This window comes from Pseudomonas sp. UBA4194 (assembly GCF_002379585.1).
Classification (GTDB): Bacteria; Pseudomonadota; Gammaproteobacteria; order Pseudomonadales; family Pseudomonadaceae; genus Aquipseudomonas.
Map to the genome: position 1 here is coordinate 1 of NZ_DFUE01000026.1, position 11,980 is coordinate 11,980.

The following is an 11,980-nucleotide window of genomic DNA, read 5'->3' on the forward strand; positions in this document are numbered from 1 at the left end:
ATGGTCCCCTCACCCCAGGCCTCTGCCTGAGGGAGAGGGGGCCATCCACCGTTCAGTCCAGATCGATCAGAACCGCAGCTGCCATTGCCCCACTAGCGCATGGTTGCGGCTGTTGCTGCCCAACTCACCGCTGTAGCCAACTCCCACGCTCTGACGCGCGCTCACGCCCAGATCCAGGCCGGCTTCCACCAGCAAACTGTCTCGGTCCAGGGCGCTGCCTTCGACGCTGAAACCGCTGCCGCCGCTGAGGAGAGCCTGGCGGGTGCTGTTGTCCACGTCGCCGTAGGTATGACGCCAGCCCAGGCTGCCTCGTGGCGTCAGGCTCATGCCGTTGTCCAGCAGGTTCAGGTGAGCCAGACGCACACCGAAGGTGCTGGTGAAGTTGTCCTGGGTCTGCGATTCCACGTTCAGCGCCGCAGCGCCGCCTTTTTCCCGGTAGCCGTCACGGTTGTAGCGCTGATAACCGAGGTTGGCGAAGGGTTCGGCGCTCAGGCGACCATTGCCCAGGCTGTAACCCAGTTCGGCGAAGGCCTGCTGGCTGTCGGCATCGTAGTCGCCCTTTGGCCGATCGCTGAAACCGTCGAAGCGGACGGTGCGCTTGTTGCTGCCGTCGTGCTTGCTGTAGGCCGCACCCAGACGCAACGCCAATGGCCCGCTCTGGCGCAGGGCATAGACCCCGGCATGCCAGCTGTCGACTTCACCGTCCACACCTGAAGCGTCCAGGTCAGTGCGCGAGTAGCCACCCAACACACCGACACGCCAGTCCGGCGTCAGTGCCCAATCGGTGCCCAGCACGCTGCCGCGGGTGCGTTGTTCGAGGCCGCTGCTGCCATGCTCGCCCTCCAGCTTGCCGTAGCTGCCCAGCGCCTGAATCCACACCCGGCCACGGGCATTGGGGTCGTTCAGGTTGCGTGCCTGGTCAGGCACGCCATTGGCGGCCAGTATCGGCGTGTCCTGGTCTGCCAGGGCCACCTGCAAGCCGCCGTTGGCCCCCATCTGCTGCATTACCGAGAGCATGCTGCTGCCGACCTGGGCCGTGCCCGCCAGTGTGGCCGCGCCAAGGCTGGCGTTGGTGCTGCCGGCCAGTTGCTCGATCGCCACGCCGGCGCTGGCGGTGCTGGTGTTGAGCAGGGCGTTGTACAGGCTGCCATCGCTCAGGCCCGCCAGGCTGCGGGCGGCACGGGCGCCGTTGGCAGTGCTGGCGAAGTCGGCAAAGGCGACGTCGTTGCGGGTGTAGTCCAGGTCCACCCGTGTGGCGCTGTAGCTCACTGTGGGGGTCAGAAAGGCATAGTCGCTGGTGACCTGGCCGAAGCGGCCATTCACGTTGCTGGCCTGCAGCACGGTGTAGCGGCTCTGCCAAGGGTACTCACCGCTGCTCGGGTTGACCGCCAGGGTGGCACCGTTGAGGTTGGCCGCGCCGCTGATCAGTACTGGCGCGCTGCTGCCGTCGGCATTCACGCCATAGGCCAGGGTGGCGCCGCTGGCCAGAGTAAGGTCGCCGTTGACCCTGGCGGTGCCCAGTTGGCTGTTGGTCAACAGGGTGCCCTTGACGTTCAGGTTGCCCACGGAACCGCCGCCGGCGTAGACGCCGCCCTGATCGACTGTCAGGGCACCGCCGATGCGGCCCTGGTTGATCAAGGTGGCACCGTTGGCAACGGCGCTGGCATCGCTGAAGTCGTCGGTGCTGGTCAGCGTCCAGGTGCCGCTGTTGACTTGCAGGGATTCGAAATTCTGGCTGTTGCCGAAGCTGCCACCGGCGCGGCCGTCCAGGGTCACTCGGTCATACCCTGTACCGCCATCCACCACACCTTCGAAGCGGCCGCCGCTGTGCACGCTCAGGCTGTCATCGCCACCGGCCATTTGCAGGGCGATGCCGTTGCTGCCACTGATCAGCCCGGCGTTGATCACGGTATCGGCGAAGTCGCCGTTGAGCTGCATGCCGAAGCCGTTGAGGCCGGTGATGGTGCCGTGGTTTTCCAGGTAGGTGGCGGCGTAGGCCGAACCATTGCTGCCGTCGTCGATGAGGATGGCGTTGCCCGCGCCGCTGATGGTTGCCCCCGCGGCATTGAGGATGTAACCCCCGCCCATGGCAATGCCTTCACTGACGTTCAGCGGGTCGCCCGGCTTGGCGCCGGACGCGCCCGTGCCGCGGATGATGCCGTAGTTCTCGATATGGCCGATGAGGTCGATGTCCACGCCATCACCGTCACCCACTGGCTGCAACCCGGACACATCGCCGGAAATCAGGCCATGGTTGATCACCGTGCCATTGCCGTCCGAGCCGTAGCCGGAGCCATTGCGACCGATCACCGTACCTTTGTTGTAGAGCAGGGCGCCTTCGTCGGTGGTTACACCGTGGCGGCCACCGCTGATCAAACCGTAGTTATACACAGACACGCCGGTAGCAGCGGACACATCGACGCCATCGAACTTATCATCCAGGCTGAACGTGTCGCCTGTGGATATCTGCCCGTAGTTGGTGATGGTGGCGTTGACGCCGGTTTTCATCCCGTCGTTCTTTTCGCTGCGAATCAGGCCGCCGGCGCGGTTGATGATCGTCGTGGTGATACCGCTGCTGTCCAGGGCTTCGAGGTCTATGGCGCGTTTGCCCACAGAACGCAGGGTGCCGCTGTTGTCGATGACGATGGCGCCGTTGCTGAAGTCGTCCTTGATGCGGAAGGCGTCGGAGGCGCCTTGCACCAGCGCGCCGGCCTGATTGATCAACGTGTAGTTGCGCACTGCCCCGGTACTGGAGCTGTCGATCGCGCGGTCGCCGGTGGATATCAGGCGGCCTGCATTGTTCACCACCACACCGCCGCCCGCGGCCGCGCCCTTGAGCTTGATGGCTTCGGCGCTGGCAGTGATGCTGCCGGTGGGGCTCAGGGTCAGCGTGTCGGTATCGCTCAGGCTTTGGGTGGCGGTCGTGGCATCGGTGATCTGCACGGTCTTGGCGTGGACCGAGGCGATCGGCGCGCCGAGAGCAAGCAGGGCGATGGCAAGTGCGAGGCGTTGCGGCGGAAACGGCATGGACGGACGACCTGGGTATGTTCGGGTCGTCCTATATAGCGTTTAGTTTTTACAGAATTATTTAATTGCGGATACGAAACTGTTCCAGCGTTTTCAGCTGACCGGACGGCGGCTGGTTTTCCAGGGCCAGCCAGCTTTCGAACGCGTGCTCGATGACTGGCCATTCGCTGTCGATCATGGAGAAGTACGCGGTATCGCGATTCTTGCCCTTGACGATCATGTGCTGGCGGAATGCACCTTCTTCCGTGAAGCCGAAGCGTAGCGCTGCGCGACGTGAACGCAGGTTGGCGTTGTCGCATTTCCACTCGACCCGACGGTAGCCCTGACTGAACGCGAGCTTGGCGGCCAGGTATACCGCTTCGGTCCCCTTGGGCGTGCGCTGCATGGAGGCAGCGAAGGCGACGTGACCGATTTCCAGGCGGCCGTGGGCGGGCACGATGGACATCAGGCTGAGGATACCCTGGGCCTTGCCAGTGTCCTGGTCGACCACGCAGAAGCCCAGCGGGTCGTTGCTGATGGCGTAGCCGTCGAGCCAGATGTAGAAGGGTTCCAGATCGTGGAACGGGCCATAGGGCAGGTAGTCCCACAGTTTCTGATCCGACCCGGAGCCCTGCAATGCTTCCCACAGATCTTCGCCGTGGCGTTTGGGGTCCAGCTTTTCCAGGCGGATGTAGCGACCATTCATGGTGTGCGCGACGGGTGCCTGGACAGGCTTCCAATCAGAGGCGGATGTGGGCATGGCAGCTCCTATAGGGCTTTTCGGAATTGGATGAAGCCCGGGCGTTCAGCGATTCGCTGGTACAGCTGGATGGCCGTGGCATTGGTCTCGTGAGTCAACCAGTGCACCTTGGCGCAGCCAGCGGCGGTAGCCGTAGCGTAGACGAATTCGATCAGCTGACGTCCGATACCGCCACCGCGCTGGTTTTCGTCGACCAGCAGGTCCTGCAGATAACAGGAATTTGCGATGCTCCAGCACGAGCGGTGGTAGATGTAATGGACCATGCCCACGGCCCGGTCGTTCCGCCAGGCCAAGGCGGCGTTAATCGGTTCAGCCGGGTCGAGCATACGTTGCCAGGTGGCGGCCGTCACCTCGGTGGGTATGGCGGTCTGATAGAAGCGTTGATAGGCCTGCCACAGCGGCAGCCAAGCTGCGTGATCCTGGGCGGTGACGGGGCGAATTTCGAGCGTGGACATGGTCAGACTCCTGGTTGCACGGACGACATCAAGTGGGCGAGTTGCTGGTCTCGGGGGTCGCTGCTGGCCGCCAGACCGGCCTGTACGCCGGCGATGTCGGCGGCCGAACGGTTCTGGCTGAGTTTGCGTTTGCCTTGCAGTCGGGTGATGGCGATGCTGAAGCCAACGATGGCGTTGAGCATGCCGTCGATGTAATCGGCGGGAGCGTCCTCGACGGCCCATTGCACGGCTTGCCCGGCTTCGTGGCGGGTGGTCAGGGCCCTGACCAATCCGTGCAGTCGCTGCGGGTCACTGAAGATTTCAGCCTGGCCATGGGCGTGCACGGCCGTGTAGTTCCAGGTCGGAACGACTTTGCCGTGTTCGGCCTTGCTGGCATAGAAGTTGGGGCTGACGTAGGCATCGGCGCCCGCAAAGATCACCAGCACTTGCGCACCGTTTGCCAGCGCTCGGCACTGTGGGTTGGCTTTGGCCAGGTGTCCGCTCAAGGTGCCGAATTCGCCGCTGTCCCGATCCAACAATACCGGCACATGGCTGGCGAGTAGACCTTGCGCATCATGGGTCACGACAATCGCCAGGCGCGTCTGCTCGATGTGGTCGTGCAGGCGGGGCAGATCGTCGTCGAGAAACGCACGAGGTGTATACATGGTGCTGTCCTGAATGGGGATTCGAGACGATCCTAGGTCATTGGTGGACCTGCGATAAGGGCCAGTGGAAGGGTATTCCATGGGGCCAGAAGACGGTTAACCGAATCGGCGTGAAAACTATCCACAAAACTATGCACAGGGTTATACGGTAGTTTATCAACAGGTTTATCCACAATATCGAAGGTCAAGCTGTTGTTACATATAGTTAAACCGCCGCTTCGCGGTGATCTGGTTACTTTTCGACCCGCCAGTCTCAACCCCTGCGCCAAACAACTTGTACACACCCGTAGCAGCGGCGTAAGCCGCGTCCCGCCCCTGTGCATATCCCCGCGACACTGCCGACAAGTCCGGGACGCGGCTTACGCCGCTGCTACGTTTATACTGGTGGGCTGATCCATTCATTCGAGTACTCTCATGAGCGTTACTCTTTCTGCCACGCCGGAGCGCAAGCTTGGCGCACCGCTGGTGGCATTCGTCCTGTTGATTGTCGGCGGGCTGTTCCTGGTCTCCCAGGTCGGTAGCCGGCAATTGCTGTTGTGGGTGGTGGGTGCCGCGCTGGGTCTGACGCTGTACCACGCAGCATTCGGTTTCACCTCGGCGTGGCGGGTCTTCATTCGCGAGCGCCGTGGTGCTGGCCTGCGTGCGCAGATGGTCATGCTGGCGCTGGCGGTGATGCTGTTCTTCCCGGCACTGGGGGCCGGCAGCCTGTTTGGCAGCCCCGTGGTCGGGCTGGTAGCGCCGGCGGGCGTGTCGGTGATCTTCGGAGCCTTTATTTTCGGCATCGGCATGCAGTTGGGCGGCGGTTGCGCCTCGGGCACCCTGTTTACGGTCGGCGGTGGCAATGCGCGGATGTTGGTGACCTTGCTGTTCTTCATCTGCGGTTCGCTGATCGCCACCCATCATGTCGATTGGTGGTTCGCCCTGCCTTCATTGCCAGCGATTTCCATCGTCAAGAGCCTGGGCGTCATGCCCGCCTTGCTGTTGAGCCTGGGGTTGTTCGCGATCATCGCCGGGGTAACGCTGCGCCTGGAGAAACGGCGCCATGGCAGCCTGCAGGCGCCAGTGGCCAGCGAGCACAGCGGCTTGCGTCGTTTCGTCCAGGGTCCGTGGCCGCTGGTATGGGGTGCGGTGGCCTTGGCGCTGCTGAATTTCGCTACCTTGGCCCTAGCGGGTCGGCCATGGGGCATCACCTCGGCGTTCGCCCTGTGGGGTGCCAAGGTGGCCAGCGGTCTGGGCGTGGATGTCGGCAGCTGGGCGTTCTGGCAGAGCGCCGCCAATGCCAAGGCCCTGGCGGCGCCGGTCTGGGAAGACATCACCAGCGTGATGGATATCGGTATCGTATTGGGTGCCTTGCTGGCGGCGGGTTTGGCCGGGCATTTCGCGCCCAGCCTGAAGATCCCGCCGATGTCGCTGCTGGCGGCAGTGATCGGCGGCTTGCTGCTCGGTTACGGCTCACGGCTGGCGTACGGCTGCAACATTGGCGCGTACTTCAGTGGTATCGCTTCGGGCAGCTTGCATGGCTGGTTGTGGCTGGTAGCCGCGTTCATCGGCAACAGCGTCGGTGTTCGCCTGCGGCCGATTTTCTTCGCCGGCGAGCGCCGTGTCGAACGCCTGAGCGGCTGCTAGCTCGGTCGCTGCATCATCCGGATCACAGGGTGCTAGCACAGGCGCCTTCGCGGCTTTACGCCGCTCCTACAGAGGTGTGCATGCATCTTTTGTAGGAGCGGCGTAAAGCCGCGAAGAGGCCGGCCCTGGCGATGCATCCCTTCGGCTCCTGCGCTGAATGCACGGGCGCAGGGGGAGGCGCGCGTCTTTTGTGGGGGGGGGCTAGGGCTGAAGTTCGCCGCACAAATCCAGTTCTACCAAGCGGCGCACTTCGTCTACCGGCAAGCCGGCGCCGAACAGCGCGTGCAGTTTGCCGAAGGCCGCTTCGCGGGTCATGCCGCCGCCGGACAACACGCCAACATCGTGCAGACGGCTGCCGGCTTCATAGACCCCCAGCTCCACGCCGCCTTCCTGGCACTGCGTGATAGCGACCACCACGATGCCTTGTTCTCTTGCCCGCTGCAGCTGAGCAAGAAAATCCGGGTTGTCCGCCGGTCCGGTGCCGCTGCCGAAGCACTCCAGAATCAGCGCCTGCACGCCGCTGCCCAGCACCGCCTGCAAAGGCTGCGCGGAAAAGCCCGGGTACAGGGGCAGCACGGCGATGTTGGCCAGCAGCTTGCGTTGCCGATAATCCAGCGCCGCAGGCAGTTGCTGTACCCGAGCCGCGCCTGCGGTGCGCTTGAGCGCGGCGAAGGGGTGGCGGCCAAAGCTGCGCACCTTGGCGCAGCGGGTCGGCGGCAACAGGTCGCCATGGAAGTGCAGGTGCACACCTGCCGGCAGGCCACGGGCCAGATCCCCCAGCGCGCCGTTGATGTTTTCCCAGGCGTCGCTGTCCGGCACACCGGCGGGCAGCATGGAGCCGGTGAACAACACCGGCGCCCGCAGCCCCAGCAGTTGGAAGCACATCGCTGCCGCGCTGTACGCCAGGGTGTCGGTGCCATGCAGAACCAACACCCCGTCGCAACCGTCCACGTCCACCGCTTCGACCACCGCCTCACGCAACCGCTGCCAGTAGGTCGGCGTCATGTTGGCGCTGTCGATCAAGGGCAGCAGCTCCCTGAAGCTCCAGTTCGGCACCACCAGATCTGGCTGCGAGGCCAGCTGCTGGCTCATCCGCGCCTCAAAGCCCGAGGCGGGTGCCAGGCCATTGGCGCTGGCCTGCATGCCGATGGTGCCGCCGGTGTACAGCACCCGTACGTGACGGGCAGGAGAGGCGATGGTCATGGTCGAAATTCCTCAGCGCTGGGTGGGCAGGGCGGCTTCGGTCTGCGCCACGGACGTAGGCTCGGCAGGTACCGGCCAGGCCTTGGGGTCCAGGTCCAGGTCGGCGAACTGACGGGCGTCGAATACCGGAATCTTGATACCGGCAGTGCGCTGCGCATCGTAATCGCGCAGCAGCCGCAGGCCAATCTTGAACAGCATGGCCAAGGCGATCAAGTTGACGAACGCCAGCAGGGTCATGGTGATGTCGGCGAACGCGAACACGGTTTCCAGATTCTCCACCGCGCCCCAGAAGATCAGTACCAGCACGATGGCGCGGTACACCAGCACCGCCTTGCGGTTATCGCCGATCAGAAAGCGCAGATTGTTCTCGCCCAGGTAGTAGTTGTAGAGGATCGAAGTGAACACGAACAACGACAGCGCGACGCTGATGAACACCCGACCCCATTCGCCGACCACTGCCGCCAGCGAGTTCTGGGTCAGGGCAATGCCGTCACCTTCGAAGCCTGGGGTGTAGAAGCCCGACAGCAGGATCACCAGCGCCGTGCAGGTGCAGATCACGAAGGTGTCGAGGAATACGCTGAATGCTTGCACCACACCCTGGGCGACCGGGTGTTCCACCTGCGCCACCGCAGCGACGTTGGGTGCACTGCCCAGGCCTGCCTCGTTGGCGAACACGCCACGTTTCACGCCCATGACGATGGCGCTGCCCAGCAGGCCGCCGAACACCGGGTCCAGGCCAAAGGCGCTGCGCACGATGGTGGCGAACATGTGTGGCACCTGGTCGAACTGCAGAACGATGACGTACAGGCTGACGGCGATATAGGCCAGGGTCTTGACCGGGACCAGCAGGTCGGCCACGGCGGCGATCCGCTTGATGCCGCCGAAGAACACCGCCGCCAGCAGCACCGCCAGGCCCAGGCCGGACCAGGTGGTGGACAGGCCGAAGGCGTCGTTCAGCGAGCTGGTCACGGCATGGGATTGCAGGCCGTTGAAGGCGAAACCGAAGGTCACCAGCAGCAGCACTGCCATGACCATTCCCAGCCAGCGCTTGCCCAAGCCGTACTGGATATAGAACGACGGGCCGCCACGGTACTGGCCGTCAGCGTCACAGCGCTTGTAGGCCTGGGCCAGGGAACACTCGAAGAAGCTGCTGGCCATGCCCACCAGAGCGGTCACCCACATCCAGAACACTGCGCCCGGTCCACCCAGGGTCACCGCGATACCGACGCCGGCAATGTTGCCCGCGCCTACTCGGCCGGCCAGGCTGAGCATCAGCGCCTGGAACGAGCTCAGCTGATCGGAGCTGTTGCGCAGGCTTTCCCGGAACACGCTGAACATGTGCAGGAAGTGGCGCAGTTGGACGAAGCGCGAGCGCACGGTGAAATAGCCACCGAGGCCGACGATCAGCACGATCAGGACTTTTCCCGAGAGGAAGTCGTTGATGACTTCAAGCATGGGGGTTACCTCGTCAAGTTCAAAGGGGCGGCACTATACCCATAGGTGCAAGGTACTGCAGCTTTTTGGTGCATGGGACTGGGGATCTTCATTTTGTCGGAAGTTTCCCAGAGCGGCCGCGAGGGTTAAAAAAAAGGGCCCCGAAATCGCTCTCGGGGCCCTCAAAAGGTGAGAGGTGTCTAGTCCCTCGACCTGGTGAGCGGGTGCCGGCTCAGGCCTTCAACGGCACGAGGCGCGGCGCGATCATGTTTTCCGGGCGCAGGATGTCGGCGAGCATGACGTCGTCGAGCAGGCCTTCCTCGCGCACCAGTTCCAGTACGCCGCGGCCGGTTTGCAATGCAACGCGGGCGATACGGGTGGCGTTTTCATAGCCGATGTAGGGGTTCAGTGCAGTGACCAGGCCGATGGAGTGTTCCACCAGCTCGCGGCAGCGCTGTTCGTTGGCGGTGATGCCGACGATGCAGTGTTCACGCAGCATGTCCATGGCGCGCTGCAACAGGCGGATCGAATCGAAGATCTTGTAGGCGATCAGCGGCTCCATGACGTTGAGCTGCAACTGGCCGCCTTCGGCGGCAATGGTCAGGGCCAGATCATTGCCCATGATTTCGAAGGCGCACATGTTCACTGCCTCCGGGATCACCGGGTTGACCTTGCCTGGCATGATCGAGCTGCCCGGCTGACGCGCTGGCAGGTTGATTTCGTTGATGCCGGTGCGGGGGCCGCTGGACAGCAGGCGCAGGTCGTTGCAGATTTTCGACAGTTTCACAGCCGTGCGCTTGAGCATGCCGGAGAACAGCACGAAGGCGCCCATGTCCGAGGTGGCCTCGATCAGGTCGGCCGCCGGCACCAGCGGCTGGCCGCTGATGGTGGCCAGGCGCGACACGGCCAGGGCCTGGTAGCCCGGGTCGGCGTTGATGCCGGTGCCGATGGCGGTGCCGCCCAGGTTGACCTCGGTCAACAGTTCCGGTGCCAGGCTACGCAGGCGGTTGAGGTCTTCGGTGAGGGTGGTGGCGAACGCCTTGAATTCCTGGCCCAGGGTCATGGGCACGGCGTCCTGCAGCTGGGTACGGCCCATTTTCAGCACGTGGGCGAATTCCACACCCTTGGCGGCAAAGGCCTGGATCAAGCTGTCGAGGCTGGTCAACAGCGCGTCGTGGCCCAACAACAGACCCAGGCGAATGGCCGTGGGGTAGGCGTCGTTGGTGGACTGCGCCATGTTCACGTCGTTGTTGGGATGCAGGTACTGATACTCACCCTTTTGATGCCCCATGGCCTCCAACGCAATGTTGGCGATCACTTCGTTGGCGTTCATGTTGGTGGAGGTGCCGGCACCGCCCTGAATCATGTCCACCACGAACTGGTCGTGGAATTCGCCCCGTACCAGGCGGGTACAGGCTTCACTGATCGCGGCATGCTTGGCGGCGCTGAGGTGACCCAGCTCGCGGTTGGCGTCGGCAGCCGCCTGCTTGACCATGGCCAGGGCCACGACGAGCTTGGGGTAGTGCGACAGCGGCACGCCGGAGAGGCGGAAGTTGTGCACGGCGCGCAGGGTCTGAATGCCGTAGTACGCTTGCGCAGGGACTTCGAGAACGCCAAGCAGGTCTTTTTCGATGCGCGATGATGCAGCGGAGGACATGATAGAGATAATCTCAGTGAGGGCCCGGCCGTTGCCGGAATGCCGCCAATCCTAGGCCTGCAGGCGGTTTGCGGCTAATGCTGTTGCTTGCTGGGGTATGCAGAATCGGCATAATGGTAACTGTGACGCCAACAATGGATCGAGCGTATCCCCGTAGCAGCGGCGTAAGCCGCGTCCTTCTCTACCGTTACATGAGGCGACTGAGACGCGGCTCACGCCGCTGCTACGTATTGAGAGGATGGTATGAATCTGGAAAGTAAATGGCTGGAGGATTTCAGCGCCCTGGCCGCCACCCGTAGCTTTTCCCAGGCGGCGGAGCGTCGCTTCGTCACGCAGCCGGCCTTCAGTCGGCGCATCCGCAGCCTGGAATCGGCCCTGGGCCTGACCTTGGTCAATCGCTCACGCACGCCTGTCGAGCTGACCGAGGCGGGCCAGCTGTTTCTGGTCACCGCGCGCACCGTGGTCGATCAACTGGGCGAGGTGCTGCGCCATCTGCACCATCTGGAAGGCGGGCAGGGCGAGGTGATGCAGGTCGCCGCCGCGCACTCCCTGGCGTTGGGGTTCTTTCCCGGCTGGATCGCCAAGCTGCGAAACGAGGGCCTGCCCATTGCCACGCGACTGGTGGCCACCAATGTCGGCGACGCCGTGCATGCCCTGCGCGAGGGCGGCTGTGATCTGATGCTGGCCTTCTACGATCCGGATTCGGCCATGCAGATGGACCCGGACATCTTCCCGTCGCTGCATCTGGGCACCACGGAAATGTTGCCGGTATGCGCTACCGACGCCTGCGGCCAGCCGCTGTTCGACCTGGAAGGCGAGGCCGGCGTGCCGTTGCTGGCCTATAGCGCCGGCGCCTTCCTCGGCCGTTCGGTCAGCCAGCTGCTGCGCCAGCGCAGCCTGCGCTATACCACGGTGTATGAGACGGCCATGGCCGACAGCTTGAAAAGCATGGCGCTGGAGGGATTGGGGATCGCCTGGGTGCCCCGCCTGAGCGTGAAGGCGGAGCTGGCGCGGGGGGAGCTGGTGATCTGCGGCGGAACACAGTGGCATGTGCCGCTGGAGATACGTGCGTATCGCTGCGCGTTGGTGCGCAAGGCCAATGTTCGCTTGTTGTGGAAGCGTCTGGAGGGGGCGGCGGCAGGGGGCTGATTTGGGGCGGGTCGATAGATTTTCTGTGTCTGGTCCCCTCACCCCA

The 11,980-nt window shown here is 63.7% G+C and carries 9 protein-coding genes; 2 read left to right on the plus strand and 7 right to left on the minus strand.

Translation table 11 applies throughout. From position 1 onward, the window contains the following. Positions 1 to 66 precede the first annotated feature (66 nt). From B3397_RS07445 to B3397_RS07460, 4 genes are all read right to left on the minus strand, one after another. Complete coding sequence (locus B3397_RS07445) at positions 67 to 3,027, minus strand: autotransporter outer membrane beta-barrel domain-containing protein (RefSeq protein ID WP_296248678.1); 2,961 nt, start codon at positions 3,025 to 3,027, stop codon at positions 67 to 69. Between the two features lie 61 nt (positions 3,028 to 3,088). Continuing rightward, positions 3,089 to 3,766 carry a GNAT family N-acetyltransferase gene (locus B3397_RS07450; RefSeq protein ID WP_296248679.1) on the minus strand — a complete coding sequence of 226 codons (678 nt, stop codon included), beginning with the start codon at positions 3,764 to 3,766 and terminating at the stop codon, positions 3,089 to 3,091. An 8-nt stretch (positions 3,767 to 3,774) separates the two neighbouring features. Then, on the minus strand, positions 3,775 to 4,221 hold the full coding sequence (locus B3397_RS07455; protein WP_296248680.1) for a GNAT family N-acetyltransferase: 447 nt from the start codon (positions 4,219 to 4,221) through the stop codon (positions 3,775 to 3,777). Between the two features lie 2 nt (positions 4,222 to 4,223). Beyond that, positions 4,224 to 4,865 (minus strand): FMN-binding negative transcriptional regulator, encoded by a 642-nt coding sequence (locus B3397_RS07460; protein ID WP_296248681.1) that lies wholly within the window; start codon positions 4,863 to 4,865, stop codon positions 4,224 to 4,226. 414 nt (positions 4,866 to 5,279) lie between these two features. Here B3397_RS07460 and B3397_RS07465 point away from each other — a divergent pair, with 414 nt between their 5' ends. Then, on the plus strand, positions 5,280 to 6,491 hold the full coding sequence (locus B3397_RS07465; protein ID WP_296248682.1) for a YeeE/YedE family protein: 1,212 nt from the start codon (positions 5,280 to 5,282) through the stop codon (positions 6,489 to 6,491). A gap of 201 nt (positions 6,492 to 6,692) precedes the next feature. Here the strand turns inward: B3397_RS07465 and B3397_RS07470 are convergent, their stop codons facing one another. From B3397_RS07470 to B3397_RS07480, 3 genes are all read right to left on the minus strand, one after another. Further along, the gene (locus tag B3397_RS07470) at positions 6,693 to 7,694 is read right to left on the minus strand and encodes an asparaginase (RefSeq protein ID WP_296248683.1); all 1,002 of its coding nucleotides are present in this window, start codon (positions 7,692 to 7,694) and stop codon (positions 6,693 to 6,695) included. A gap of 12 nt (positions 7,695 to 7,706) precedes the next feature. Continuing rightward, positions 7,707 to 9,149 carry an alanine/glycine:cation symporter family protein gene (locus tag B3397_RS07475; RefSeq protein ID WP_296248684.1) on the minus strand — a complete coding sequence of 481 codons (1,443 nt, stop codon included), beginning with the start codon at positions 9,147 to 9,149 and terminating at the stop codon, positions 7,707 to 7,709. Positions 9,150 to 9,360: 211 nt separating this feature from the next. Continuing rightward, positions 9,361 to 10,785, minus strand: coding sequence for an aspartate ammonia-lyase (locus tag B3397_RS07480; protein ID WP_296248685.1), 1,425 nt, complete (start codon positions 10,783 to 10,785; stop codon positions 9,361 to 9,363). Between the two features lie 243 nt (positions 10,786 to 11,028). Here B3397_RS07480 and B3397_RS07485 point away from each other — a divergent pair, with 243 nt between their 5' ends. Further along, positions 11,029 to 11,934, plus strand: a complete 906-nt coding sequence (locus B3397_RS07485; RefSeq protein WP_296248686.1) for a LysR substrate-binding domain-containing protein — start codon at positions 11,029 to 11,031, stop codon at positions 11,932 to 11,934. Positions 11,935 to 11,980 lie beyond the last annotated feature (46 nt).

Bases quoted from the DNA above. Each gene is read 5' to 3' on its own strand.
- B3397_RS07445 (WP_296248678.1), bottom strand. From the start codon at position 3,027: ATGCCGTTTCCGCCGCAACGCCTCGCACTTGCCATCGCCCTGCTTGCT.
- B3397_RS07450 (WP_296248679.1), bottom strand. From the start codon at position 3,766: ATGCCCACATCCGCCTCTGATTGGAAGCCTGTCCAGGCACCCGTCGCG.
- B3397_RS07455 (WP_296248680.1), bottom strand. From the start codon at position 4,221: ATGTCCACGCTCGAAATTCGCCCCGTCACCGCCCAGGATCACGCAGCT.
- B3397_RS07460 (WP_296248681.1), bottom strand. From the start codon at position 4,865: ATGTATACACCTCGTGCGTTTCTCGACGACGATCTGCCCCGCCTGCAC.
- B3397_RS07465 (WP_296248682.1), top strand. From the start codon at position 5,280: ATGAGCGTTACTCTTTCTGCCACGCCGGAGCGCAAGCTTGGCGCACCG.
- B3397_RS07470 (WP_296248683.1), bottom strand. From the start codon at position 7,694: ATGACCATCGCCTCTCCTGCCCGTCACGTACGGGTGCTGTACACCGGC.
- B3397_RS07475 (WP_296248684.1), bottom strand. From the start codon at position 9,149: ATGCTTGAAGTCATCAACGACTTCCTCTCGGGAAAAGTCCTGATCGTG.
- B3397_RS07480 (WP_296248685.1), bottom strand. From the start codon at position 10,785: ATGTCCTCCGCTGCATCATCGCGCATCGAAAAAGACCTGCTTGGCGTT.
- B3397_RS07485 (WP_296248686.1), top strand. From the start codon at position 11,029: ATGAATCTGGAAAGTAAATGGCTGGAGGATTTCAGCGCCCTGGCCGCC.